This is a genomic window from Rhizobium sp. T1470, assembly GCF_042140505.1.
GTDB classification, from domain to species: domain Bacteria; phylum Pseudomonadota; class Alphaproteobacteria; order Rhizobiales; family Rhizobiaceae; genus Rhizobium; species Rhizobium favelukesii.
On sequence record NZ_CP148092.1, the window covers coordinates 1,273,529 to 1,296,971 of the forward strand.

At 61.3% G+C, this 23,443-nt stretch carries 21 protein-coding genes and 2 pseudogenes; 13 read left to right on the forward strand and 10 right to left on the reverse strand.

The genetic code is table 11. The annotated features are described in order from the left end of the window. The first annotated feature begins 216 nt into the window (after nucleotides 1-216). From WGT02_RS27300 to nadC, 6 genes and pseudogenes are all read left to right on the forward strand, one after another. Nucleotides 217-1,371: a sulfite oxidase gene (locus tag WGT02_RS27300; RefSeq protein ID WP_208247571.1), complete on the forward strand. Its 1,155-nt coding sequence runs from the start codon at nucleotides 217-219 to the stop codon at nucleotides 1,369-1,371. A gap of 278 nt (nucleotides 1,372-1,649) precedes the next feature. Next, nucleotides 1,650-1,927: pseudogene (locus WGT02_RS27305) on the forward strand (ABC transporter ATP-binding protein/permease); the annotation flags it as partial. Nucleotides 1,928-2,143: 216 nt separating this feature from the next. Further along, complete coding sequence (locus tag WGT02_RS27310) at nucleotides 2,144-3,046, forward strand: hypothetical protein (protein WP_208247575.1); 903 nt, start codon at nucleotides 2,144-2,146, stop codon at nucleotides 3,044-3,046. Nucleotides 3,047-3,115: 69 nt separating this feature from the next. After that, entirely contained in the window at nucleotides 3,116-4,087 is a 972-nt protein-coding gene (nadA, locus tag WGT02_RS27315) for a quinolinate synthase NadA (protein WP_024317204.1), read from the forward strand. Then, nucleotides 4,084-5,622 carry an L-aspartate oxidase gene (locus WGT02_RS27320; protein ID WP_024317203.1) on the forward strand — a complete coding sequence of 513 codons (1,539 nt, stop codon included), beginning with the start codon at nucleotides 4,084-4,086 and terminating at the stop codon, nucleotides 5,620-5,622. Before nadA ends, WGT02_RS27320 begins: the two co-directional genes overlap by 4 nt. A gap of 1 nt (nucleotide 5,623) precedes the next feature. Next, complete coding sequence (nadC, locus tag WGT02_RS27325; protein WP_208247577.1) at nucleotides 5,624-6,475, forward strand: carboxylating nicotinate-nucleotide diphosphorylase; 852 nt, start codon at nucleotides 5,624-5,626, stop codon at nucleotides 6,473-6,475. A gap of 817 nt (nucleotides 6,476-7,292) precedes the next feature. Here the strand turns inward: nadC and hutC are convergent. Beyond that, nucleotides 7,293-8,039, reverse strand: a complete 747-nt coding sequence (gene hutC, locus WGT02_RS27330; protein ID WP_024317201.1) for a histidine utilization repressor — start codon at nucleotides 8,037-8,039, stop codon at nucleotides 7,293-7,295. 191 nt (nucleotides 8,040-8,230) lie between these two features. Between hutC and WGT02_RS27335 the strand changes: the two genes are divergently transcribed. From WGT02_RS27335 to solA, 6 genes and pseudogenes are all read left to right on the forward strand, one after another. Then, the gene (locus WGT02_RS27335) at nucleotides 8,231-9,073 is read left to right on the forward strand and encodes a transporter substrate-binding domain-containing protein (RefSeq protein ID WP_024317200.1); all 843 of its coding nucleotides are present in this window, start codon (nucleotides 8,231-8,233) and stop codon (nucleotides 9,071-9,073) included. A 100-nt stretch (nucleotides 9,074-9,173) separates the two neighbouring features. Continuing rightward, nucleotides 9,174-9,899, forward strand: coding sequence for an ABC transporter permease (locus tag WGT02_RS27340; RefSeq protein ID WP_024317199.1), 726 nt, complete (start codon nucleotides 9,174-9,176; stop codon nucleotides 9,897-9,899). 9 nt (nucleotides 9,900-9,908) lie between these two features. After that, a complete protein-coding gene (locus tag WGT02_RS27345) occupies nucleotides 9,909-10,613 on the forward strand; it encodes an ABC transporter permease (RefSeq protein ID WP_024317198.1) in 705 nt (234 codons plus the stop codon). A 28-nt stretch (nucleotides 10,614-10,641) separates the two neighbouring features. Further along, nucleotides 10,642-11,419 (forward strand): annotated as a pseudogene (locus WGT02_RS27350) (ABC transporter ATP-binding protein). After that, complete coding sequence (hutH, locus tag WGT02_RS27355) at nucleotides 11,416-12,909, forward strand: histidine ammonia-lyase (RefSeq protein ID WP_208247579.1); 1,494 nt, start codon at nucleotides 11,416-11,418, stop codon at nucleotides 12,907-12,909. The pseudogene WGT02_RS27350 and the gene hutH overlap by 4 nt, the downstream one beginning before the upstream one ends. 10 nt (nucleotides 12,910-12,919) lie before the next feature. Further along, on the forward strand, nucleotides 12,920-14,080 hold the full coding sequence (solA, locus tag WGT02_RS27360; protein ID WP_208247581.1) for an N-methyl-L-tryptophan oxidase: 1,161 nt from the start codon (nucleotides 12,920-12,922) through the stop codon (nucleotides 14,078-14,080). A 7-nt stretch (nucleotides 14,081-14,087) separates the two neighbouring features. Here the strand turns inward: solA and WGT02_RS27365 are convergent, their stop codons facing one another. The 6 genes from WGT02_RS27365 to WGT02_RS27390 form a co-directional block, all read right to left on the reverse strand. Further along, a complete protein-coding gene (locus tag WGT02_RS27365; protein ID WP_208247583.1) occupies nucleotides 14,088-15,158 on the reverse strand; it encodes an ABC transporter ATP-binding protein in 1,071 nt (356 codons plus the stop codon). Beyond that, a complete protein-coding gene (locus tag WGT02_RS27370) occupies nucleotides 15,155-16,084 on the reverse strand; it encodes a PfkB family carbohydrate kinase (protein ID WP_024317193.1) in 930 nt (309 codons plus the stop codon). Before WGT02_RS27370 ends, WGT02_RS27365 begins: the two co-directional genes overlap by 4 nt. After that, nucleotides 16,084-17,094, reverse strand: coding sequence for an SIS domain-containing protein (locus tag WGT02_RS27375; RefSeq protein WP_375679397.1), 1,011 nt, complete (start codon nucleotides 17,092-17,094; stop codon nucleotides 16,084-16,086). The genes WGT02_RS27370 and WGT02_RS27375 overlap by 1 nt, the downstream gene beginning before the upstream one ends. Nucleotides 17,095-17,102: 8 nt before the next feature. Next, on the reverse strand, nucleotides 17,103-17,948 hold the full coding sequence (locus WGT02_RS27380) for a carbohydrate ABC transporter permease (RefSeq protein ID WP_208247587.1): 846 nt from the start codon (nucleotides 17,946-17,948) through the stop codon (nucleotides 17,103-17,105). Then, nucleotides 17,948-18,832, reverse strand: coding sequence for a carbohydrate ABC transporter permease (locus WGT02_RS27385; protein WP_024317190.1), 885 nt, complete (start codon nucleotides 18,830-18,832; stop codon nucleotides 17,948-17,950). The genes WGT02_RS27380 and WGT02_RS27385 overlap by 1 nt, the downstream gene beginning before the upstream one ends. A gap of 73 nt (nucleotides 18,833-18,905) precedes the next feature. Continuing rightward, entirely contained in the window at nucleotides 18,906-20,144 is a 1,239-nt protein-coding gene (locus WGT02_RS27390; RefSeq protein ID WP_024317189.1) for an extracellular solute-binding protein, read from the reverse strand. A 220-nt stretch (nucleotides 20,145-20,364) separates the two neighbouring features. Here WGT02_RS27390 and WGT02_RS27395 point away from each other — a divergent pair, with 220 nt between their 5' ends. Further along, nucleotides 20,365-21,570: an ROK family transcriptional regulator gene (locus tag WGT02_RS27395; RefSeq protein WP_024317188.1), complete on the forward strand. Its 1,206-nt coding sequence runs from the start codon at nucleotides 20,365-20,367 to the stop codon at nucleotides 21,568-21,570. A gap of 9 nt (nucleotides 21,571-21,579) precedes the next feature. On the opposite strand, the gene WGT02_RS27400 is transcribed toward WGT02_RS27395, so the two are convergent. From WGT02_RS27400 to WGT02_RS27410, 3 genes are all read right to left on the reverse strand, one after another. Next, nucleotides 21,580-22,053, reverse strand: coding sequence for a cupin domain-containing protein (locus WGT02_RS27400; protein ID WP_208247589.1), 474 nt, complete (start codon nucleotides 22,051-22,053; stop codon nucleotides 21,580-21,582). A 76-nt stretch (nucleotides 22,054-22,129) separates the two neighbouring features. Continuing rightward, nucleotides 22,130-22,462 carry a chaperone modulator CbpM gene (locus tag WGT02_RS27405; RefSeq protein WP_024317186.1) on the reverse strand — a complete coding sequence of 111 codons (333 nt, stop codon included), beginning with the start codon at nucleotides 22,460-22,462 and terminating at the stop codon, nucleotides 22,130-22,132. A gap of 2 nt (nucleotides 22,463-22,464) precedes the next feature. Then, a complete protein-coding gene (locus WGT02_RS27410) occupies nucleotides 22,465-23,379 on the reverse strand; it encodes a DnaJ C-terminal domain-containing protein (RefSeq protein ID WP_024317185.1) in 915 nt (304 codons plus the stop codon). Nucleotides 23,380-23,443 lie beyond the last annotated feature (64 nt).

Below are 23,443 nucleotides of genomic sequence, written 5' to 3' on the forward strand. Positions count from 1 at the left end.
TGTCCACAACTATGGACTATTTTCGCAATCGCGCATATTAGGGATGCGAGGTAAAGTAGAAGTCGTCCGGCGCTGCATGTTTGATATGCGAAGCTGACGCTTGACTTCGTTCGGGGCATTTCCGGGTGGGGTAAACATCGTGCGCATATCCGTTCTTTAGGCTCCGGCCTAAGGCGCATTGCAGCCCGTTCCGGATGGCATCCGGGAGGGAAGAACATGCCTGATCTTCAACGCAGAGAATTTATCGTTCAAGGAAGTGCGGTTCTCGCCGCAATCGCGGGTCTGTACGCTTCGGGGGTCAACGCTTTTCCGACGCAGACGGGCGAGAAGGTTGTTCCGTGGCTCGATCAGCCGACGGAAAATCCAAATCCGGCCGTTATCCAGACGCAGCTCGTCTGGGAAGATTTGGATACCTTCATAACTCCAAATGACAAGTTCTTCAGCATCGCGCATTTCAATCGACCGACGATTGACGAGAAATCGTGGTCCCTCGATATCGGCGGCCTGGTCAAGAAGCCGTTAAAACTGACGCTCGCTGACATCAAGGCGCGACCGCGACAGGAGGTCGTTTTCACAGTGGAATGCTCGGGCAACCACGGTTTCCCATTCTTCACCGGCGGCATCGGCAATGCCCGCTGGGCAGGCACGCCGCTTGCGCCGATTCTGCAGGAAGCCGGGGTCCTTGATAGTGGCATCGAGGTTGTCTTCTTCGGTACCGACAAAGGCGACGTCGAAATACGCGACATCAAGATGCAACAGAACTTCGCTCGCAGCATGTCGCTCGGCGACGCGATGAACCCCGACAATCTACTGTGCTATGAAATGAACGGCGCGAGCCTGCCGACGCCCAACGGTTTCCCGCTGCGGCTGATTGCTCCGGGCTGGTACGGCATCGCCAACGTCAAGTGGCTGAAGGAAATCGAGGTTCGCGACACCCGTTTTATGAGCCTGCTGATGGCTCGCGACTATGTCACCATCCGAGAGGAAGAGCACAACGGGGAGACAGTCTGGGCTGAGACTTCCGTCGGCCGAGCCCTGATAAAGTCCGCACCCGCCAAAGTCACCCGGACAGGCTCAGGTTACCGCATTATCGGCGCGGCCTGGGGGGCGCCGATTGACCGGGTCGAAGTACAAATCGATCAAACGCCATGGAAACCAGCGATCATCGATCACAGTGAGGAAGCCGAACACGCTTGGAAAATTTGGTCCTTGGATTGGGCAAATCCCTCTCCTGGAGAACATACTGTGACCTCACGCGCGATCAGTACTACTGGGCAGATACAACCGGCAATGGACGATCCCTTGATCGCCAAAAAGCACACATACTGGGAAAGCAATGGCCAGGTGACACGCCACATCCGCATCTCGTGAGCACGTTGCTGCGAGATACGTCGGGTTGGGTTCATGGGGAGGCGCGTCACAGTCTTTTGCGCTGGCGCGATAGAGCCATGTACCTTAGCTCGAGTGCCCGAACGCGGAGTCTCATAAGTCCGCCGGAACTGCGGTTCGGCCTTGCGCCGGAAGGGCACTTTGGACTCGTCGATCTCGATGATGCCCTCTCGCTCATCCCGCCCTATGTCGGAGCAGGCGAGATACGGCCTGCGCAACGCTACATGTGTTGATACCTGCGCGAACGGGATAAGCCATTCATCAATTTCTACGCGACGCCCGTCACGCGTATCGAATTCCTATTCGGCAAGCCGCTACCCTACATCGCGCTTGCGATGCTCAATTTCTTCATGCTGGCAGCTTTCGCTGTTTTCATTTTCCGAGTGCCTTCACCGGGAGCTTCCTGACATTCACGCTCGCCGCGCTGATCGATGTCACCGGCACCAACAGCATGGGGCTTCTCATCTCGGCCTTCATGCACAGCCAGATTGCTGCCATCTTCGGGACGGCGCTGATCACGCTGATCCCGGCCGTCAGGCGGCGCTGTTCCGCGGGGGAGGCCTGAGTGTCGTATGGCCGCTGCTTGCATCGCTCTTCGCGCTCGGCGCTATCTTCTTCTATTTTGCGCTGAAACGCTTCCGGCAGTTCCTGCGCTAGTGTCAGCAATCTGCCGTGGTCAACTCCGGAGTGCTTTCACGCGGCGGCTTGCTGTGCCAGAGATTGAGCAGTCGATAGAGATGGATTCGTAGCCGCCGTGACGATCGGGTTTGCCCATGCCGAATTGATAGCCGTACTCGTGGCGGTGACGGGCGGCGAACCGCGTGTCATGACGATCCGATCGGGTGACGCGCTTCCGTCCGGTCCGTTCGAAATGGGCCATCGCACCTTGCAGAGCGGTCTACGCGAATGGGTTCAGGAGCAGACAGGCCATCCCGTCGGCTATCTGGAGCAACTCTACACCTTTGCCGACCGCGACCGAAACAACGAGATCCTGGGCGGCCGGACGATTTCGATCAGCTATCTCGGTCTGGTGCGTGAGCAGGCGACGCCGGGCGGCGGCCGACCCGGCTGGCATGGTTGGTACCGCTATTTCCCCTGGGAAGACTGGCGCGCTGGGCGCCCGGCGATCCTCGATGGGATCGTCACGCGTCTTGTCGCGTGGGCCGAGCGCGATCCCGTCCGCCAGAATGAGCGGTTGCGCCGGGCGAATTTCGCTTTCGGGCTCCGTGAGGCTGCGTGGAATGAGGATCTGGTGTTACAACGCTATGAACTGCTCTACGAAGCGGGCATCGTGACAGAGGCCGGTTGCCCGGTCGAAACCAATCCGGGCCGGGCGATGTTCGCCGACCATCGGCGCATCCTTGCGACGGGCATTGCAAGATTGCGTGCGAAGATCAAATACCGTCCAGTTGTCTTTGAGCTGATGCCGGAGAGCTTCACCCTGCTGCAATTGCAGCGCAGCGTCGAAGCGCTGGCCGGACTGACGCTGCACAAGCAGAATTTCCGCCGGTTGATCGAACAGCAGGAATTGGTCGAGGAGACGGGCGAGACGACGAGCGAAACCGGCGGGCGGCCCGCAAAGCTGTTTCGTTACCGGCATGTCGTCCTCGAAGAACGCGCGCTTGCCGGATCGAAATTGCCGCTCTCTCGTAATTGACATATGCTCATTGTGAGAATATTGATGGGTCGATGATATGCTCAGATAGAGCATAACGAGGAGTCGACCATGAATCACCCCGTTTCCGTGTCCTCGCTCTACGAGCGCGTTCGCCGCGTCATTCCCGAAGCCGAGTGGATGTCGTTCGCCGATGACGTTGAGGCGATCCTCGAGCTGAAGCGCCGGCGCAATGCCGTCATCCTGGCACACAACTACCAGACGCCGGAAATCTTCCACGGGGTGGCCGATATCGTTGGCGACAGCCTGGCACTCGCCCGCAAAGCGATCGATGTGGATGCCGACGTCATTGTTCTCGCTGGCGTGCATTTCATGGCCGAGACGGCCAAACTCCTCAATCCGGAAAAGACAGTGCTCATACCGGACCTAGGGGCGGGTTGCTCACTGGCGGATTCGATCACGCCGCAGGACGTGGCGCTGCTACGCCAAGCCCACCCCGGCGTGCCTGTTATCACCTATGTGAATACCTCGGCGGCCGTGAAGGCGGCATCGGACATTTGCTGCACATCAGGAAACGCCAAACAGGTCGTCGAGTCGCTCGGCGTGCCGCGTGTTCTGATGATTCCGGACGAATATCTCGCCCGCAACGTCGCGCGCGAAACGAAGGTCGAAGTGCTTGCCTGGCATGGTCATTGCGAGGTCCATGAACTGTTCACAGCCGATGACGTCAGGCAGCTGCGCGAGAACTATCCAGGCGTGACGGTGCTGGCACACCCCGAATGTCCGCCGGATGTCGTGGCCGAGGCAGACTTTGCCGGATCGACTGCGGTGATGTCGGATTTCGTCGGGCAGAAGCGCCCAGCCCGGGTCGTGCTCCTCACCGAGTGCTCGATGAGCGACAATGTCGCGGTGCATTACCCCGATGTCGAGTTCATTCGTCCCTGCAACCTTTGCCCGCATATGAAGCGGATCACGCTCGCCAACATCCGCGCGGCCCTGGAGGAAAATCGCCACGAGGTCACGGTCGACCCCGACGTTGCCGTTGCTGCCCGGCGTGCCGTCGAACGGATGCTTGCGATATGACCGAGCGTCTTGACGCGTTGGGCGGGCAGGTTGTCGTCGTTGGAAGCGGTCTGGCCGGTCTGATGACGGCGCTGACGCTGGCGCCGCAGCCGGTCGCGCTGATCACCCGCGGCGCCATTGGTGCGCAGACCTCGAGTGCTTGGGCGCAAGGCGGGATTGCCGCATGTCTTGGCGACGATGACAGCGCTCATCTGCACCTTTCCGATACGCTTGCTGCCGGCGACGGCCTGTGCGATGCGCAAGCCGCATCTGAGATCATCGCCGATGCCCCCGCCGTCATCGCCGCCCTGGAGAGTGCCGGCGTTTCGTTCGACAGAGATGGCGCCGGGCGCCTCGTGCTTGGTCTGGAGGCTGCCCATTCGCGCCGACGCATCGTGCATGCATCAGGAGACGGCTCCGGCGCCGCGATCATCGCCGCTCTCCTTACCGCGGTCGACAAGACGCCCTCGATCACCGTGCTCGATGCAACCGAGGTGCGCTCGCTCCTGACCCATGACGGTTCTATCAGCGGTCTGACCGTCTCTCGTGGAGCACAAATCGCCACCCTCGTGACCAACAGGGTGGTGTTGGCGACGGGCGGCATCGGCGGGCTCTATGACGCGACGACCAATCCGATGTGCAATTTCGGCCAGGGACTTGCGCTGGCGGCAAGGGCAGGCGCGAGCCTTGCCGACATGGAGTTCGTGCAGTTTCATCCGACCGGCCTCGATTCTGCCCGCCGGCCGCTGGCGCTTGTCAGTGAGGCGGTGCGGGGCGAGGGCGCCATCCTCGTCAATGACAGAGGCGAGCGCTTTATGTCCGGCATCGATGGAGAGGAACTCGCGCCGCGCGATGTCGTTGCGCGCGCCATCAGCGCAGAGCTTTCGCAAGGAAGGCGAGTCTTCTTGGACGCTCGGTGTGCGCTCCGCGGTCGCTTCGCCTCCCGCTTTCCAACGATCCACGCGCTATGCCGTGAGGCTGGCATCGACCCGACAAGCGATGTCATACCGGTGCGCCCTGCCGTTCACTATCACATGGGTGGAGTTGCGACCGATTTGACGGGACGCAGCTCGGTTCCAGGCCTGTGGGTGGTCGGCGAGGCGGCCTCAACCGGGTTGCATGGCGCCAATCGGCTGGCCAGCAACTCGTTGCTTGAGGCAGCTGCCCTCGGCCTGCGGGCTGCCGGTGGCATCAGCGCGACCTCGGCGGGTCCCGTTCGGTCGGTCCGAGGGGTGTCACCTGTGCCGGCGCCGGATGCTTCGGCCGTGCGTGTGCTCGTATCGCGCCACCTCGGCGTGCTGCGCAATGCCGGTGCTCTCCAGGGAGCGATCGCCGCCCTGTTGCCAGTCGCCGAAAACAGTGGCCCCGCTGCCGATCCGGCGATTGTTGCGTTGACGATTGCCGTCTTTGCAATGCTGCGCAAGGAAAGCCGCGGCGCGCATGCACGCACCGATTTGCCATTGAAGCTGCCTGTCGCCGAACGCCGCTTCATGACACTCGTCGATGTGCTTAATGTCGCGCGTGCCAACGCTCATTCTTTTGCCCGGAGTGCCTGATATGTCCCTTGCCCCTTTGCCGCGGCTTGTCATCGAACCGCTGGTTCGCGCCGCCCTCGTCGAAGATCTCGGCCTTGCCGGCGACATCACCACTGCCGCGGTTGTCCCGGCAGATCATCGTTCGTCGCTGGTCATGGTGGCGCGGCAGCCAGGTGTCATTGCCGGCCTCGATGCCGCCGAGCTCGCCTTCCATCTCGTCGAGCCGACGATCACGATGACCCGCCATTTGGAGGATGGTTCCCAAGTCAAGCCCGGCGACACCATTGCCACGATCAACGGGCCATCGCGCGGCTTGCTGACCGGCGAGCGCACCGCGCTCAATTTTCTTGGCCACCTCTCCGGCATCGCGACCGTGACGGCAAGTCTGGTCGAGGCCGTCAGGGGTACGAAGGCATCGATTGCCTGCACGCGCAAGACGACTCCCGGACTGCGCGCTTTGGAAAAATATGCGGTTCGCGCCGGCGGCGGCATGAACCATCGGTTTGCGCTCCATGATGCCGTCCTGATCAAGGACAATCATGTCGCGATCGCCGGCGGCGTGGCCGAGGCGATCCGTCGCGCCCGCGCCGGCGTCGGACACATGGTCAAGATCGAGGTCGAAGTGGATACGCTCGAGCAGCTAGTCGAAGCGCTGCAGGAGAATGTCGACGCAGTCTTGCTCGATAATATGACACCGGCGCAGCTGCGCGAGGCGGTCGCGATCGTCAATGGCCGCGCAATCACCGAGGCCTCGGGCCGGGTAACGCCGGCGACGGTGGCTGCAATCGCCGTCTCGGGTGTCGATCTCGTGTCAGTTGGGTGGTGCACGCACAGTGCCCCGACATTAGATATCGGGCTCGATGTACAGGGCTGACTGATACTGTTGGCACCTCGCAGGACTATGTTTGCGATGCGTCAGCCAAGAGCCGATAGATGCGGCTTGCCAGCCGTAGATCTACGTCGATCCGCCATCGTTGGATGGAGGTGACCGCTGTTCTATGGCGCTATATCAGCCTGCCGTCGACAGCGGGTCGGTTCCCCGGACGTTCCAGGGGATGGTGATTTTTTGAGGTTGTTTGCTGGCCTTCTCCGGGATGCCCTGAAATTTGCTGGGTCGCGAAAAAAAAGGTACTTCGCTGAAACTGCACCAGCAATTTCCTTGGCAAAAAGGTGAGAAAATCTGGGTTCAGACGCCCTGGTTTTGAAGTTGTGCAGCAGATGCCACAGCCGACCGGGGCCTCGCGGCCCAAAGGCGATCCGCAAGGTGCGCGCGTTCGCGACTTCAAGATATCAACCCCGATCGTCGCGCAAAAAGTGTGGGCCTCGCCGTCAGTAGCAAGGCACGCTGTTCGTGTCCCTGAGTTTGCTGGGGTGACGAAAACAGTTACTTCTTTAAGCCGTATAAGAAATTTCGCTGACGAAAACAGCCGAAAATTTAAGGGTCGGAGGTCACTTGCCGTAAGGAACTCCGCCAACATGCCAACGCATTTTCGAGGTTCCTTCATTCGACCTAAAATCGCGAACAACGCTTAGCGAGGGGCTGCTCTGCAGCAAAACGGCCATTTCCACCGTCTCGGACGCGGACTATGAGCCTCTGCTGGAGTTGCGCAAGGCCATTGCGATTGGCTATCCGCGGATTGCAATGACATGTGCAAGAGTGCTAGCCGGATGTTCCATATACAACTGAATGACTATTGCTCGAACAACTTGCCGGTGCGCGCCTCGAGTCGATAGCGGTGGCCGGGGTAGATGAGGCGGGCCGTGGAGACCACGCGCCGGCCCGACCAGGTGCGGCGGCGTATCGCCAGGCAGGGCTCGCTTTTGAGGATTGTCAGCAGTTTGCACTCCCAGGACTGCGGCATTGCTGCCTCGACGATATGTTCCGAGCCACTGAGCGGGGCGGCAGCCGTCAGATAGGCGTTCGGTGTCAGCGAGGCGAAATCCTGCGCGAGATAGTCGGGGGCTGCCGCCGGATTGACGAAACGGTCCTCGATCTGCACCGGCACACCATTTTCGCTGTGCACGATCAAGGAGTGAAACACAGGCGCACCGATATCCAGTTCGAGCGCGTCAGCCGTTTCGGGAGACGCCGTTTCCTGGGCGAGAACCACGACGCGGGCCTCATGGCCGTGGCCGCGTTCGGCAATCTCTTCGGCGATGTTGCGCACCTCGAACAGGGCCGAATAACCCTTGCGTTCCGCGACAAAGGAACCGACACCCTGGATGCGGACCAGTTCGCCCTCGGTTGCAAGTTCACGCAGCGCTCGATTGGCGGTCATCTTGCTGACGCCGAGTTCGCTCACCAGTTCGTTTTCGGAAGGCACGCGATGCTTGGGGGGCCACTCGCCGCTATGGATGCGGTCGAGAATCATCTGCTTGACACCGGCATAGAGCGGTGCGGTATCGTTGTCCCGCTTCATCTCGCTTGGGCGCTTCATTGCTCATTCCTTTTGCAACGGCGGAATCCGCTCGATAAATCGACTTTCCTCTTGCATAACACAAAATATCACATATGGTACCCTATACAACCTCTCGAAAGATCGGCCGAGTAAAAGGTCGGCATCGAGCAAGCCGGCGAAGACCGGTATCGGACTGCAAATCAATTGTCACTTCAGAGGAGATCCAACCGATGAAATTCAGCGCGCTTCTTCTTTCCAGCGCTTTTGCGCTTTCGGCCTTTGCTGCGCCCGTTGCCGCCAAGGACTGGAAGACTGCCACGATTACGCTTGAGGGTGCTTATGCGCCATGGAACATGACCAATGCCGACGGCACGCTCGGCGGCTTCGAGCCCGAGCTTGCCAAGGTTCTGTGCGAACGCGCCAAGATCGAATGCAAGCTCGTCGCTTCTGACTGGGACGGCATGATCCCGGCGCTCAATGCCGGCAAGTTCGACGTCATCATGGATGCACTGTCGATCACCGAGGACCGCAAGAAGGTCATCGGCTTTACCATTCCCTACGCTGCCACGCCTGCAGCTTTTGCAACCGCCAAGGACAGCCCGCTTGCCAACGCAGCCGGCACCGGCGCGACGATCAAGATGACGCCTGGTCAGACCGGCGTTAAGGAAGTCGATGCGCTGAAGGAAGCCTTCAAGGGTAAGACGATCGGCATTCAGGCAGCGACCGTTTATGCGAAGTTCGTCTACGACAATTTCGGTGACATTGCCGAGATTCGTGAATACAAGACCGGCGCCGACCGCGATCTCGATCTGCAGAACGGTCGCATCGACCTCGGCTTTGACGATGCCGTCTATTTTGCCAATGCCTTCCAGTCCGCAAACGACAGCCTGGCCTTTACCGGCCCTGAAATTGTCGGCCCGATCTGGGGCGAGGGTGAAGGCCTCGGCGTCCGCCAGGCAGACACGGATCTTCGCGACAAGTTCAACGAGGCGATCAAGTCGGCCCTCGCCGACGGCACCGTAAAGAACCTGTCGATGAAGTGGTTCAAGGTCGACGTCAGCCCGCAGAACTGATTTCCGGCAAAGGCCGGAAATCCCGGTCTCCGGCTTCAATGCCGGGGGCCGCATCCTATTCTGACACCGCCGAAACAGCGGCGGGCGCGGGGAATGTGATATGGCAACACTGGAACTGATTGGATTCGGCTCGACCGGATGGGGCGCACTGCTTCTGCTGGCCGCACTGATGACGCTCTGCGTGACGGCAAGCGCACTGGCGATCGGCGCTGTGCTTGGTGCGATAATCTCTGCTGCAAAGCTCTCTGGCAAGACGTCCCTCGTTGCACTTGGCAACGTCTACACGACCGTCTTTCGCGGCGTGCCGGAATTGCTCATCATCTATCTCATCTATTTCGGGGGGTCCTCCGCGGTCACCTCGATCGGCAAGGCGTTGGGCTACGAGGGCTTCCTCGGGCTGCCCTCCTTCCTCGCCGGTGCACTGGCCGTCGGCATCATTTCCGGCGCCTATCAGGCGGAGGTTTTCCGCGGCGCATACCTTGCCATTTCCAAGGGCGAACTGGAGGCGGCATCGGCCATCGGCATGCATCGTGGGCTGCGGTTTCGCCGAATTATCATCCCGCAGGTGCTGCGTTTCGCAATCCCCGGTCTCGGCAACGTCTGGCAGCTCAGCCTCAAGGATTCGGCGCTGATCTCGGTGACGGGCCTGGCGGAGCTGATGCGCACCAGCCAGGTCGCGGCCGGTTCCACGCGACAGTATTTCCTGTTCTTTATCGTTGGCGGCGCTCTTTATCTGATCCTGACGAGCCTTTCCGACCGCATCTTCAACGGCGCCGAGAGGCGGGCCAATCGTAGCATGCCGACAGCGGCCATGGGCAAGGCGTGAGGTAGTCCGATGGATTTTGCTTTTCTCACCCAGACGATGACCACGCTGCTCAAGGCCGTCCCGATGACCTTGGCGCTGTTTTCCCTCTCGATCGTCTCCGGCGGTATTCTGGCACTCCTGATTGTCTGGATGCGCGTCGGCGGCAATCCGCTACTCGCAGCCATCGCCAAGGGATATATCTTCATCTTTCGCGGCTCGCCGCTTCTGATCCAGATGTTCCTTGTTTTTTACGGGCTCGGTCAGTTCGGCTTCATCCGCTACTCGTTCCTCTGGACGTTCTTGCGCGAACCGTTCGTTTGCGCCGTTCTTTCCCTGGCGCTCTGCACGGCGGGCTATTCGGCCGAGATTTTTCGCGGCGGCATTCGCGCCGTCTCTCCACGTGAGATCGAGGCGGCGCGTTCGATCGGCATGTCCGGTGCGCTTCTCGTGCGTCGCATCCTGGCGCCGATCGCCTTCCGCCACGCGCTGCCGGCATATTCCACCGAGATCGTCCTGATGATGAAATCGACGGCGCTCGCGAGCCTGGTGACCGTATGGGAAGTGACGGGCGTGGCGCAGCGGCTGATCTCGCAGACCTACCGCACGATGGAGATATTCCTCTGTGCGGCCATCATCTACCTCGTTCTCAACTTCATCATTCTGCAGGCGATGTCCCTGCTGGAATATTCCCTCTCGCGACACCGCCGCGCGATTCCGCCGGCGCTGAAAGCCTGAGGGCTGAACGGACACGATTGGAGCTTTCATGCCAGGCGTTACCCGACTTTCCGTCCGCAACATCCGCAAGAGCTTCGGCACGCACGAGGTCCTGCGTGGCATCTCTCTCGATGCCCAGGATGGCCGTCATCTCGCTGCTTGGGGCCTCCGGCTCCGGCAAGTCCACTTTCCTGCGCTGTATCAATCTGCTGGAGACGGCAACCGACGGCGAGATCTGGGTGGATGGCGAGCAGATCCGCATGATACACAAGGGCGGCACAAGCCGGCCTGCCAGCCAGAAACAGGTCGACCACATTCGCTCGGAATTGGGCATGGTCTTCCAATCGTTCAATCTCTGGTCGCACATGACGATCCTCCAGAACATCATCGAGGGGCCGGTCCACGTCTTGAAGCGCCCCCGCGCTGAATGCATCGCCGAGGCCGAGGCGCTGCTCGAAAAGGTCGGCATCGCCGACAAGCGCCATGCCTATCCTGCGCATCTGTCGGGTGGTCAGCAGCAGCGCGCCGCGATCGCCCGGGCGTTGGCGATGAGACCGAAAGTCATGCTCTTCGACGAACCGACCTCGGCGCTCGACCCGGAACTCGTCGGTGAAGTGCTGCGTGTCATGCGCGCCCTTGCCGAGGAGGGGATGACCATGCTGGTCGTTACGCATGAGATGAGCTTTGCTCGCAATGTCTCCAACCGCGTTGTCTTCATGAAGGAAGGCCTGGTCGAAAGCAGCGGTACGCCGGACGAGATGTTCGGCGGCGGCGGCGCGTCGCCCGCTTTCCGCCAATTCATCGGACATTTCGGAAGCGGGCAATGACGGTCACCATCGACACACGGATCGGCTGGCGCGACGTGGCACGCGTCGCAGCAGGCGAGACGCTTGCGCTTTCTCCTGCTGCCTGGGCCCGGGTCGACAATGCCAGCCATATCGTCGAACGCATCGTCGAGATGGGCGTGCGCGCCTATGGCATCAATACCGGCGTTGGGGCGCTGTCCGATACGGTGGTTGATCGCCACTCGCTAAGCCGGCTGTCACGCAACATCATCCTCAGCCACGCCTGCGGCGTTGGGGAGCTGTTGGCGGCGCGCGAGGTCCGCGCGATCATCGCGGCGCAAATCGCCAATTTTGCCCACGGCCATTCCGGTGTGCGGGCCGATATCGTGCGCCATTTGACGACATTTTTGGAGCACGACTGCGTGCCGGATATCCCGTCAAAAGGCTCAGCCGGCTATCTCACGCACAATGCCCATTCCGCGCTCGTCCTCATCGGCGAGGGAAGCGCCCAGGTGGCGGGCAAGCGCATGAACGGCCGCGAGGCGCTGAGCGCCATCGGTCTTGCACCGCTCGTGCTCGGTGCGAAGGAGGGATTGAGCCTCGTCAACGGTACGGCCTGTGCAACCGGTCTAGCCAGCGTCGCATTGGCGCGCGCGAGCCGTCTGCTCGACTGGGCGGATGCTGTCGCGGCTTTGACGCTGGAGGCATCAGGGTGCCAGGTGGCGGCCTTCGACGAAGCCGTCCTGGCGCTTCGTCCGTCGCGCGGCATCGCGCATGTTGGGGCGTCGTTGAGACGACGCCTTGATGGCAGCGCTCTGGTCGCAGCAGCGCTCGGAAAACGCACGCAGGATGCACTCAGCCTGCGCTCGATCCCGCATGCCCATGGTGCGGCTCGCGACGTCTTTGACAACGCGTCTGACGTTGTCGATCGCGAACTTGCCTCCGTTACGGATAATCCGGCCGTCTCAGGAACGCCCGAAAATCCGATTGTCTCATCAGAGGCCCATGCCGTGGCGCCCGCGCTTGCGCAGGCATCGGACAGCCTGGCGATCGCCATCGCGCAGATATCTGCCATGAGCGAGCGTCGCATGGACCGGCTCGTCAATCCGCTGGTCAGCGGCCTGCCGCCGTTCCTGGCGAGCGATGCCGGAAGCAATTCGGGCTTCATGATCGCGCAATATACCGCGGCTGCGCTCAGTAACGAGAACCGCAGGCTGGCTGCACCCGCTTCCACCGACGGCGGCCTGACCTCCGGTCTCCAGGAGGATTTTCTTGCGCACCCGACGGCTGCGGCAAACAAGCTTCTGTCGGTGATCGACAACGCGGAATATATTGTCGCAATCGAGTTAATGGCGGCTGCCCAGGCGCATGACTTCCTTGCGTCAACGGCGGAGCGCGCCAAGGGGACGGATGCGATCCACCATGGCGTACGCCAGGTCGTACCGCATTATGGCGACGATCGTCCGCTTGCCGGCGACATGGAAGCGGTCCGCATCCTGATCCGGAACGAAGCGCCGCCGGCCGTGCGCTGAGGAAAGAGAAATGACAGCTGAATTCGACGTTGCCGTTATCGGCCTCGGGGCCATGGGAAGTGCGGCACTTTCCTTTCTCGCAGCGCGCGGCGCCAGAACGATTGGCGTCGACGCTTATTTCCCCGCCCACGCGCTCAGCTCCTCGCATGGGGACAGCCGCCTGATCCGGCTCGGCTATTTCGAAGATCCATCCTATGTGCCGCTGCTACGACGCGCCTATCGCAACTGGCGCGGTCTGGAGGCCCGGCTTCGTACAGACATTTTGACCATTACCGGCGTCCTCCAGATTGGCGCCGAAAGCAGCAAGATTGTTGCGGGAACGCGCGCGTCCTGCAAGATGCACGGGTTGGCGCACGAGGTCCTCGACAGGGCGGACATGGCGCGTCGGTTCCCTGCCTTCCAACTGGATGACGAAGACATCGCCGTCCTCGATCCTCAGGGCGGCTATCTGAGGCCCGAAGCGGCTGTCATGGGCTATCTCAAACTTGCGGCTCAGGACGGAGCAGTCCTTCATTTCGGCGAACGGGTGATTGCGATCGAGCCGGGCGATGGTGGTGTGACGATCCGCTCGGCTGACGGCCACTACCGCGCCAGGAAGGTCGTGGTTGCCACCGGTTCCTTAATCGCTGAGCTCGTTCCGCAATTGAGACAGCATGCCGTGCCAATCCGCCAGGTCGTTGCCTGGTATCAGCCGCGCGACGGGTTTGCCACCGAACGGCAACGCATGCCCTGCTTCCTCCGCGATGAGGGCGCAGAGGGCTCGTATTTCGGCTTTCCGGCGATCGGTGCCGATGGTGTCAAAGTGGGCCGGCATGCGCATTTCCGTGAGCCGATCGATCCCACCCAACCCAACCCTGCGGTCAACGATGCCGACACGGCCTTGCTCGATGGCTTTATTTCCAAGCGCGTGCCGGCCGCCGCAGGGCTGCGGGTCAATGCCGTGACGTGCCGCTATACAATGCTGCCGAGCGAGGATTTCCTGCTCGACCTTGCTCCCGGCCATCCGAACGTGGTCGTCGCATCGCCCTGTTCCGGGCATGGCTTCAAGTTCGCGAGCGTCGTCGGCGAAATTCTTGCCGACCTGGCGCTTGAGGGGCAAACCAGCTTGCCGATTGCCGCGTTCTCCTTCGAGGCCATGAACCGATTTGTCGCGGCCCGCAAACCGGCGTGACGATCCGCTAGTTGCAGCGCGATCCGGTTTCTGCGTCGAAGAGGTGGATTGCCTCCCTGTCAAAGCAAAGCGTCAGCTGCTGGCCATCTACCAATGCCGTGCGCGACGGCAGGCAGGCCGTCATGCGCTGCGTGCCGACGAAAGCGGTGACGACAAGCTCGGGGCCAGTCAATTCGGCAACCTCGCACGTCACCGGAATCGTGAAACCGGACGAGCCAAGTCGAAGTGCCTCCGGTCGAATGCCCGCAATCAGCTTCTGGCCATCCTTGGGCCGGGTTTCAAATCCCTCCGGCAGGGGCAGCATGGTCTCGCTGCCGTCGATCTGAAGTTCGCTGCCGCGAGCTGTAACCATCAGAAGGTTCATTGGCGGTGCACCGACGAAAGTGGCGACGTAGAGGGTTGCGGGCCGGTCGTAAATCTCTGATGGGGTGCCAAGCTGTTCGATCCGCCCGTCGCGCATGACCGCGATGCGGGTAGCAAGCGTCATAGCCTCGATCTGGTCGTGCGTTACGTAGACGACCGTGGTCTTGAGCATCTGATGCAGGCGCTTGAGTTCAGTGCGCATCTCCATGCGCAATTTTGCATCGAGATTGGACAGTGGTTCATCGAACAGGAACACCTCCGGCTTGCGCACCAGCGCCCGGCCGATCGCAACGCGCTGGCGTTGGCCGCCGGACAGCTGGCTTGGCTTGCGTTCGAGCAGGCTTTCGATCTGCAGCAGCTTGGCTGCATCGCGCACGGCCTGGTCACGCTCGACGGCTGGAACCTTGCGCATTTCCAGGCCGAAGCCGATATTGCGGTGGACAGTCAGGTTCGGATAGAGAGCATAGGACTGGAAGACCATGGCGATATCGCGATCCTTCGGATGCACGCCAAGCACCGAGCGCGCGCCGATGCGCACGTCGCCGCTGGTGGCTTCGGCCAAACCTGCGATGATATTGAGCAGGGTCGACTTGCCACAGCCCGAGGAGCCGAGCAGCACGAGAAATTCGCCGCTTTCGAGCGCAATGTCGATGCCCTTCAAGGTTTCGACGTCGCCGTATGTCTTGCGGATATTGACGATTTCAAGCGCACTCATGGAGCGGTTTCCTCAGACATTGATTTTCCGCCGTAGTTGCGGGGAAGGGTGGAAATGGCCCGTGAGGCGACCTCGGTTCCCGCCGCCAAGCAGTCAGCGAGAGATTTTTCTTGCGCCAACGCCGCAAGAAAGCCCGCGTTGAAGACGTCACCGGCGCCGATCGTGTCGACGACCTTGACCGCGGGGGCGGCAGCCGAGATGCTTTGCCCGTCGCTGCCGATCGCCAGCGCCCCATCCGGTCCGCGCTTGACGACGACGATCGCGCCGTCTGGCATATGTGATCGGATCTCGGCCGCCGCTTCGACCGGATCGTCGAGGCCAGCAAGGGTGGTGGACTCCACTTCATTCAGAAGCGCAATTGCGCAGCGCGACAGCCAGCGCCGCGTGGCATCGCAATTGTCCCTCGTCCAGCCGTCGAGCGGCCAGCCCGTATCGAGCGCGATCGCGATCTTGTGCTGATCGGCCCAGTCGAAGAAAGCATCGTATTGGCGTGTGAGATCGTCCGTCAGGAACGAACCGCAGAGCAACGCATAGCCGCCTGAAAGCTTGGCGCCGTCGAGAACGGCAAGGACATCGGCCAGGCTTAATCGAGGTAGATGGCCACGCGTGGTAAAGAAGGTGCGCTCGCCATCAGGATGCGTGATGCCGACAGAGAGCGTCGTTTGCTCGGCGCGCACCGGCCATTTTTCGGAGCGCTTTGCGAAGGCCTCGCTCAGCCAGCGGCCGAATTGATCGTTGCCGACATTGGCCGCGATCTCAAACTCGACGCCGAGACCATTCCAGGCGAGCGCGCTGTTGCCGGCCGCTCCGCCTACGCGCAACTCGTCATGATCGACGATGATTTCGGTGCCGGCCTTCGGCCAGGGGGCTGCGGGACCGAGAATAAGGTCGATATTGACGTTTCCAATGACAGCAAGAGGACGCATCATTCGCTCCGGGTGATCTTTGTCGAGCGTACCGGCGTTCCGGCGTTCTCAACACGCGCATCGGCAAAGGCAATCATCAACCGCTGTGCCACCGGCAGCATCGCGAAGATCGAGCCAAGACCCGAAGCCGGCCTGAAGCCGATGGTCACGGCGCCAGCAACAGGCTCTTTGCCAGATGCATCGAAGATGATGACCGGAGCACTGGTTTCGACCGCCGATACCGCCATGGCGGTGACCAAGCTCGCAGTGCGGTCGTTGCCTCGGAAAAGGATGACGCCGATCGCCGGGCCGAGCATTTCCATGGGTCCATGCCGCAACTGTCCGCCCTCGAGCGAAAAGCAGGGGAGACGGGAGAGTTCCGTCAGGCCAAGTGCCAGCGCTTCGGCAAGGCCCTGCAGGCGCCGTCCCGACGTGACGACGCTCGCCACGCCATCCAAGGCTGCAAGGGCGGCATCGATGTTAGGCCCCTCGGGGGAGGTCAGCGCGGCAAGCGCGGCGGCCGGATTTTCGCCAAGGGCCACCAACACCGCCAGATGCAGGGCAAAGGAGACGGTCAGGCTGCGGGTCGCAGCAAACGCCAACTCTGAGCCTCCGGCGCCAACGAGGGAAGTTGCCGTGCGCGCGAGAAATGATCCTGCCTCCAGCGTTAGGCCGAACGTGTCAGCGCCGCCTCCGGTCTCGGTGAAAAAGCGCACGACTTCGGCGCTTTCGCCGGATTGAGAGGTAACGATGACCGTTCTGCCGTCGAGCAATAGCGGTTGCCCCAGCTGTTCGGAAAGGGGGAGAGCGATGGCGTCGATGCCCAGCGCGCGATAGAGCGGCTCAACGGCGCGACCGACGGCGTGAGATCCGCCCATGCCGAGGAGAAGGAGGTTGCCGTTCTTTTTCAGCGAGGCGGCGATGGTCTGAGCAGTTAGCTTTGCGCCGGCATAGGACGCCAGCGCATCCGCATGCTGACGCGCCATCTCGCGATCGATTGCAATCAGGCCGGTTGGTTGTGTCGTTTCCATGGTGCTTGTCATCCCTTCACGCCGCCGCTGGTCAGCCCGGAAATTAGGGCGCGTTGCATGACGAGACCGATGAGCACCGGCGGCAGGGCGGCGAGCACACCGGCGGTTGCGATCAATCCGTAGTCGGAGACACGGCCCCCGGCCAGATCGGCAATGGCAACCGTGAGTGTCTTGGCGCGCTGATCGGAGGTGAAGAGCAGCGCGTAGAAGAATTCGTCCCACCCCAGCAGGAAGGCAAACAGCGCCGAGGTCGCAACGACCGGCATGGCGAGCGGCAAAGTGATGATCTTCCAGGTCTGGAACAGGCCTGCGCCATCGATCATCGCGGCCGCTTCAATCTCTTTCGGTATGGAATCGAAGCCTGATTTCATGAGCCATGTGGTGAAGGGCGCGAGGATCGTCAGATAAACCAGTGCAAGACCGAAGACGTTGTTCAGCACGCCGAGATAGGACAGGCCCATGTAGAGCGGCACGGAAAGCGCGACCGGCGGCAGCATGTAGGTCGAAACCACCATCGACAGCGACCAGCCGACCGAAGGGGTGCGCGACACAGCCCAACCCGCTGGAATGGCAAGCGCGATTGCGGCGATCGTCGCCATTCCGGCAACCTCGATGCTGTTTCTGAGCGACGAGGTGAAGGCGGCACCCGCGCTGTTTTCGATGGTCGACAGCAGAACGCCGTAACGCGAAAAATCAGCCGACTGCGGCCACCACGGCAGCGGCTTTGCGGCAAGATCGGCGGCCGGCGAGATGCTCATGATGAACAGCCACAGTATCGGCGCCAGGATGATGGCGGCAAGCAACAGGGCGCAGACATAGATGAAGGCTGAAAAGATCGGGCTCTTGCGTTCCATCAGGCGGCACTCCCCGCGGTCTTGCGCACCAGCGCGCCATAGGCCACGGCAAGCAGCGTCACCAGCAACGTGACGATCAGCGCCAGCGAGGCGCCGGAACCCGCACGCTGGAATGAGAAAGCCTCCTGATAGACGAGGATCGACAATGTTCTTGTGCTGTTGGCCGGGCCGCCACGGGTCATCACCCAGATGATGTCGAACACCTTGAAGGCTTCGATGGTGCGCAGCACCAGCGCCACCATCAACGGACCGGCGAGATAGGGCAGGATCACGAAGCGAAAGCGGGCGAAGGGGCCGGCGCCGTCGACCAATGAGGCGGCGGTGATGTCACGCGGGACTGCCTGCAAGGCAGCAAGAGCAATCAAGGCCACCAACGGAAAATTCTTCCAGCAGTCTGCGACGATCAGGGCGGCAAGTGCCGTGCCCGGTTCGCCGAGCCACGAGCGATAGGCGTCGATCAGGCCGATTTGCGTTAGTGCTGCGTTGAGCGCGCCGTACTCCGGATTGTAAATCAGCCGCCAGAGCGTGGCGTTGACGACCGTTGGCAGTGCCCAGGGAAGGATCATCAGGGCACGCAACAGCGCGCGGCCCCGGAATTCCTGGTTGAGGAGAAGCGCTGCAAGCACGCCGATCACCATTTCGGCGGCGACCGAAATGACCGCGAACCAAGTGGTCGTGATCAAGCTTCGCTGAAAATTCGATCCGGAGATCATCTTCACGTAATTGTCGATACCGACGAAGTTGCCGGCGGTGCCGACAAGCTTGGCGTCGGTGAACGACAGGCCGATGGTGTCGACCAGCGGCCATCCGATGACGGCGATCATCACGACAAGCAGCGGCAACATCAAAAGCCACGCGCGGGTCGTCATCCAGGTGCCGGACATGGGGCGCCCTCTCAATTCATCGGATTGTTACAGTGGAGCCAGGCGGCGCGGGCCGCCTGGGCGGTTATATCGCTTAGAGACCGCTGTTGTCGGCTGCCGACTTCAGGGCGTCTTCCGGCGAGGACTGGCCAAGCAGGGATTCCTGGATCGCCTGCTGCAGGGCGGTCGAGAGTTCCTGATACTTCGGCGTGGTCGGGCGTGGATACATGGCGGCGAGTCCGATCTTGGCCGCTGCGATCATTTCTTCCTGGCCCTTCGTCACCGCCGGATCCTCATAAGAGGAGGCCCAGATCGGCAGGCTGAGCTTGGCGTATTGGTTCTGGGTCGCCTGGGAGGTCATGAAGTCGATGTACTTCCAAGCCTCATCCGGATGCTTGCTGGCAGTGGTTATGCCAAGGCCCATCGAGCCGTTGACCGCCGACGCTTCGCTCTTGCCCGCAACGCCAGGCGCCGGAACAACGCCGACCTTGCCAGCGACCTTGCTGTCCTTCGGGTCGTTCGCCATGTTGTACATGTAGGTCCAGTTCAGCGCGAAGGCGGCATCGCCGTTTTGAAAGACCTTACGAACATCCTCTTCCAAAAACTCCTTGGAATTCGGGTTCGTCAGGCCGGATTTGTAGCTGGACACCATATAGTTCAGCGCGTCGAGACCGCCGCCATTCTGGAAGTCCGGCTTGCCATCCTTCAGGAAGTCGCCCTTATAGGCGCTGACGAGTGTCGTGTAATCGCAGATGGCGGCTTCGGCCTGCGACCAGCTCCAGGCAATCGGCGTCGCCAGCAGGCCCTTGTCCTTGATGATCTTTGCCTGTTCGGTCAGCTCGTCCCAGGTCTTCGGCGGGGTCTTGATGCCGGCCTTCTCCAGGATTTCCTTGTTGTAGAACAGGTACTTGGTATCGAGGATCCACGGCATGCCATAGTATTTGCTGTCGTACTGAACCGTCGTCCATGCGCCGGGCAGAATGCCCTTCTTCATGTCATCGGTGATGCGCGAGGAGACGTCGACCAGCACATTGTTGGTTGCGTATTCGGCCGGCCAGATGACGTCGAAGAGGACGACGTCATAGCCGCCGCCGGACCCCTGGGCGAGCACGGTCTTATCATGTAGGCCCTCGTAGGGCACGAATTCCAGATTGACCTTGACGTCGGGGTTCGCCTTTGAAAAAGCATCCGTCATGGCACGGACGTCGGCCTCGCTATAGGCCGCCTGCGCCATGAACAGCGCGTTGATCGTCGTTTCAGCAAAGGCGTGCGGTGCAAACAATGCGCCGATCAGTGCTGCGCCAAGCAGCGTCTTGTTTAAGGATTTCAACATTCCAGCCTCCAGTTTCTTGACATTCACCCAATTCCTGAGGGCGGCTGTCGCCGCCGTCAGCTGTCGAAATGACACCGGCTTGCCGGCTGTCAGATTCGGAGCGTCGTCGGAGCCGTTTTGGGCTCTCTGCGTTCCCTGGAACTCTTGGGTTCCTTATTAAGTCAATTGTCTTGACTTATTTGTTCTTCAATATTCTATTGCTGTCAAGAGGGAATTCCGGATGAACGACACCCGCCCAATACGGGCAAAGAGCGGCACCAATCACGAAGGCACCAGCGCCCACAACAGGCGGGTGATGATGGACGCCTTGAGGATGAATGGGCCGCTTTCACGAGCGGATCTGGCGCGCGCCACGAAGCTCACGAAGCAGACCGTATCGAACATCATCGACGAGCTTGAGCAGGACGGGCTGGTCACAGCGCAGCAGGCTATCCGCAAGGGCAGGGGCCAGCCATCGACACCTTTTCGCCTGGTGCCGGAGGGGGCGTTTGCGATCGGGCTGCAGATCGATCGTCACGTGAGCCGTGCCATCGCCGTCGATCTTGTCGGCAATGTGCTGACCCGGGCCGAGGCGAACCTGCCGCCGGGTGGGCCGTCGCGTGGGGCAGCCGTCATTCTCGAGCTCATTGAGAAGGTTCGCCGTGAGCTTGCGGGCCTGGTTGCCCAATCGGAGGTCCGGCTCGTTGGTCTGGGCGCGGCAATGCCCGGCCCCTTCGGCGTCGAGGCGACCGGTGACGATCCCTGGATGATGGCGGCCTGGCAAAAATTTCCGCTGCTGGAAACGCTTGCGACAGGCACAGGCCTTGGCGTTCGGCTGCAAAACGATGCGGCCGCGTGCGCGACGGCTGAGCGCATGGTCGGCGCTGCCCACGGGCTCGATCACGCCGTCTGCCTCTATCTCGGCTACGGCATCGGTGCAGGCCTGATCCTCGGCGGGGAACTCTATAGCGGTGCGCATGGCAATGCCGGCGAAATCGGCATGGCGCTCCTTTCGGCCAGCGGCAGTCCGACACCGCTTGAACATCGCGCCTCACTCGCCTCACTCTACCAGCATCTGGCAATCGATCCGGCAGATCCCGGCGTCTATGCGATGGTGAACGAACTCACGCTGAAGAACGATGCGAGAATCAACAGCTGGATCGAGGAAGCGGTGATGGATCTGCGCTGGAGCGTGCATCTGATCGAATCGATCTTCGATCCGCAGACCGTCATACTCTGCGGTGGTGCGCCTGAGGCCCTGGCGCGACGTCTGGTCGAGGCCATGCATCCTCTCCCCCCATCCATCGCCGATCGCCGCAACCGGGTCATTCCTCGCTTCCAGCTTGGCATGACCGATCCGTGGGCCGTCGCACTTGGTGCGGCCGCCGATCCGATCAGCCGCGCCTTCGATCCGAGCTTCGCAGCCATTCTCAAGGATTCGCTGTGAGGTCTTCTGCTACCGGTGGATCGGATCGATCCACAGCACGCCCTCCGGCTTTTCGACCGGCTCGATATCGAGATTGACGACGACTGGCTCCTGGCCGGACCGGACGACGACGCATTCGAGAGTTTCGTCACGGCTGGCATTGATCTCCTGATGGGGGACGTAAGGCGGCACGTAGATGAAATCACCGGGACCCGCCTCCGCGGTAAATTCGAGATGATCGCCCCAGCGCATGCGCGCTTTTCCCTTCACGACGTAGATGATACTTTCGAGATCGCCGTGATGATGGGCGCCGGTCTTGGCGTTGGCGTGGATGATGACGGTGCCGGCCCATATCTTCTCGGCCCCCGCGCGTGCATGGTTGATCGCCGTTGCCCGGTCCATTCCGGGCGTCTGCGCCGTATTCGGGTCAAGTGAATTGCCCGGAATGACCTTTACGCCATGCTCGCGCCAGTCGATCGGATCGTGATGGTGATCCTTGGTCATTTGCGCCTCCCGAGGGTCGTCCGTCTTTTGAGATGATATCGCCAGGCGCGGCGAGCACAAGTCAACAGGCGATTGGTCAAAGGGCTCGAACGCCGACGCGATCGTCCAGCTTGCCACGCAGCCTGCGCTTGACCTCCTCGTCCTGCTCCTCGATGGCGGCAAGCAATTCGCGAAGCGTTGCGCGCAATCCGTGAATCTGATCGACGAGGTCCATGATGAGGTCGACGCCGGCGTCGTTGACGCCCATGTCTCGGGTCAGGTCGAGGATGAGCTGCGCCCGCGCGACATCCGTGTCGCGAAAATCGCGGGTGCCGTCACGTGTCTGCGGCAGCAGCCATCCCTGCTCGACCCAGACCTCAAGCACCCTCACGTCGATCTTCAGAAAACGGCGGAATTCAAGATCATCCATGGCTATTCTCCCATGCCCTTTCTCGGATCCTGCGTGTTGCCTGCCGTCCAGCCGGTCATGAACTCGGTGAGGTGTTGGTCCGGCGCGTCGGGCAGCACGATCTTTAACGAGATATAAATGTCTCCAGCGCCTCCGCCTTTCTTCGGAATACCCTTGCCTTTCAACCGCAGGAGCTTTCCTGTATTCGAGTGCGGCGGCAGCGTGAGATTGACAGGACCCGATGGCGTCGGCGCGCGTACCTTGCCGCCGAGCACCGCCTCACCCAGCGTAATGGGCAGATCGAAGCGAATATCGTCACCATCACGGATGTAGAAGCGGTGCGGGCGCACGCGAATTTCGACGAGCGCATCTCCCGACGGGCCGCCACCGACACCGGGCTCGCCCTTGCCTCGAAGTCTGAGCGTCTGGCCGTCACGCGTTCCCGGCGGTATCTGCAAATCGAGCGCCGGTCCATCGGGCAAGCGGATCTGTGTCTTCGTGCCGTTGACGGCATCGAGGAAATCGACCTCCATCGCGTAATGCCGGTCCTGACCTTGTGCCCGGAATTCGCCTTTGCGGGCCCGTCGCGAAAAGAAACTTGAGAAGATGTCGTCGCTGTCGCCGAAATCGGCAAAACCGGCGCTGTTGTGGTAAGGATTGTCGGCGCCCGCCGTCGAGGCATAGTCCCGATAATAGTGGCGTTGCGCCTGCTCGGCGCCCGTCATGTCGATCTCGCCGCGATCGAAGCGCCCGCGCTTTTCTTCGTCGCTCAGCAGCTCATAAGCAGCCGAAATCTCCTTGAAACGGTCCTCTGCCTTCTTGTCGCCGGGGTTAAGGTCGGGGTGAAGTTTCTTGGCGAGCTTACGAAACGCGCTTTGAATGTCTTTCTGCGTGGCGTCCTTTTTCACGCCGAGAAGCTCGTACGGGTCGCGGCTCATACATGTCTCCGGTTCAGTCGGCGGAAATCGCCGGCTTTTGGGGCTCTATATAGGTTGCCCGACT

Coding starts and splice junctions, on each gene's coding strand:
- WGT02_RS27300 (WP_208247571.1), top strand. CDS start 217: ATGCCTGATCTTCAACGCAGAGAATTTATCGTTCAAGGAAGTGCGGTT.
- nadA (WP_024317204.1), top strand. CDS start 3,116: ATGAATCACCCCGTTTCCGTGTCCTCGCTCTACGAGCGCGTTCGCCGC.
- WGT02_RS27320 (WP_024317203.1), top strand. CDS start 4,084: ATGACCGAGCGTCTTGACGCGTTGGGCGGGCAGGTTGTCGTCGTTGGA.
- nadC (WP_208247577.1), top strand. CDS start 5,624: ATGTCCCTTGCCCCTTTGCCGCGGCTTGTCATCGAACCGCTGGTTCGC.
- hutC (WP_024317201.1), bottom strand. CDS start 8,039: ATGAAGCGCCCAAGCGAGATGAAGCGGGACAACGATACCGCACCGCTC.
- WGT02_RS27335 (WP_024317200.1), top strand. CDS start 8,231: ATGAAATTCAGCGCGCTTCTTCTTTCCAGCGCTTTTGCGCTTTCGGCC.
- WGT02_RS27340 (WP_024317199.1), top strand. CDS start 9,174: ATGGCAACACTGGAACTGATTGGATTCGGCTCGACCGGATGGGGCGCA.
- WGT02_RS27345 (WP_024317198.1), top strand. CDS start 9,909: ATGGATTTTGCTTTTCTCACCCAGACGATGACCACGCTGCTCAAGGCC.
- hutH (WP_208247579.1), top strand. CDS start 11,416: ATGACGGTCACCATCGACACACGGATCGGCTGGCGCGACGTGGCACGC.
- solA (WP_208247581.1), top strand. CDS start 12,920: ATGACAGCTGAATTCGACGTTGCCGTTATCGGCCTCGGGGCCATGGGA.
- WGT02_RS27365 (WP_208247583.1), bottom strand. CDS start 15,158: ATGAGTGCGCTTGAAATCGTCAATATCCGCAAGACATACGGCGACGTC.
- WGT02_RS27370 (WP_024317193.1), bottom strand. CDS start 16,084: ATGCGTCCTCTTGCTGTCATTGGAAACGTCAATATCGACCTTATTCTC.
- WGT02_RS27375 (WP_375679397.1), bottom strand. CDS start 17,094: ATGGAAACGACACAACCAACCGGCCTGATTGCAATCGATCGCGAGATG.
- WGT02_RS27380 (WP_208247587.1), bottom strand. CDS start 17,948: ATGGAACGCAAGAGCCCGATCTTTTCAGCCTTCATCTATGTCTGCGCC.
- WGT02_RS27385 (WP_024317190.1), bottom strand. CDS start 18,832: ATGTCCGGCACCTGGATGACGACCCGCGCGTGGCTTTTGATGTTGCCG.
- WGT02_RS27390 (WP_024317189.1), bottom strand. CDS start 20,144: ATGTTGAAATCCTTAAACAAGACGCTGCTTGGCGCAGCACTGATCGGC.
- WGT02_RS27395 (WP_024317188.1), top strand. CDS start 20,365: ATGAACGACACCCGCCCAATACGGGCAAAGAGCGGCACCAATCACGAA.
- WGT02_RS27400 (WP_208247589.1), bottom strand. CDS start 22,053: ATGACCAAGGATCACCATCACGATCCGATCGACTGGCGCGAGCATGGC.
- WGT02_RS27405 (WP_024317186.1), bottom strand. CDS start 22,462: ATGGATGATCTTGAATTCCGCCGTTTTCTGAAGATCGACGTGAGGGTG.
- WGT02_RS27410 (WP_024317185.1), bottom strand. CDS start 23,379: ATGAGCCGCGACCCGTACGAGCTTCTCGGCGTGAAAAAGGACGCCACG.